The organism is Collinsella sp. Sow4_E3, assembly GCF_052116285.1.
Classification (GTDB): Bacteria; Actinomycetota; Coriobacteriia; order Coriobacteriales; family Coriobacteriaceae; genus Collinsella.
This window is the reverse complement of record NZ_JBQKLJ010000104.1, coordinates 1-520: the sequence shown is the minus strand read 5'-3', so window position 1 is coordinate 520 and position 520 is coordinate 1. Positions and strand designations below refer to the sequence as shown.

Annotated in this window: 1 protein-coding gene; it reads right to left on the bottom strand. The window is 32.3% G+C overall.

What is annotated here, in order from left to right; genetic code table 11:
- On the bottom strand, positions 1–268 hold a 268-nt coding region (locus tag ACTQ48_RS11480), incomplete at its 3' end, for a hypothetical protein (protein ID WP_441571053.1).
- Positions 269–520: the final 252 nt, after the last annotated feature.

Below are 520 nucleotides of genomic sequence, written 5' to 3'. Positions count from 1 at the left end.
CAAAAGCTAAGGGAATTAGACTGAAATCGAGCGGCCATGTCCAAGAAAGAATCAACAAAAAGAGGCTATAAATTAAACTGACACCTAAGGGATAATAGAAGAGATAACCGTAACGTTTAATCACTAAGATGGGAAGGATAGTATAAACTAGAGGCACAAAGAGAATTTGACCAAAAAAGGGTGAAAATAAAAGGTAAATGAGAGGGATGACTAGAAAAGAGACTGCGACGATAAAGGTTTCTAATTTCCAATGTCTGCTAGTTTTCATACTTACTCCTTAAAAAAGAAAGCTTTTTTACTAGTATATGAAAAAAATCACAAAATAAAAAGAAAAATCTTGTATTTTTGAAGAAATAAGTGTGACATCTGGAAGAAGCATATCTAAAAAATGAAAAAAACGCAAAGATTTGCTATAATAGCTTAAGAAAACCAAAGGAACAGAGACTCATGAAGAAAATTCTTATCGTTGATGATGAAAAACCAATCTCGGATATCATCAAGTTTAATATGACCCGAGAAG